General features: G+C 59.6%; 1 protein-coding gene. It reads left to right on the top strand.

What is annotated here, in order from left to right:
* Positions 1-327 (top strand): MmgE/PrpD family protein (locus tag AC0L3S_RS39215; protein ID WP_473285316.1); only part of this gene is annotated, 327 nt, incomplete at both ends.

A 327-nucleotide genomic window follows, 5' to 3' on the forward strand; every position in this document is an offset into this window, starting at 1 on the left:
GCCTTGGCGGTGGCTCAGGCCGTTAACGCTTCTGTTTCCGAAACAATGGCTGCGATCGCACTCGGATACGAAATCGCCCTCAGGATCGCGTGCTCTCGTCCTTTCTCAACAATCGAGACGTATGCGACTGGACGCTGGGTCGGCTACGGGGCTGCGGCCGCTGTTTCTCGTCTCTTGGGCTTGAATGCAACAGAAACTGCTCATGCCTTGGCGATCGCCGGGTCCGAAGGACCGATCGTGTTCTTAGACGCAACCGCCAAGTTCGAGGGCAGCACGATCAAGGAAGGGATTCCCCCAGCCGTGGTCGCGGGTATCACGGCTGCCTAC

This window comes from Bradyrhizobium sp. Ken01, assembly GCF_055807355.1.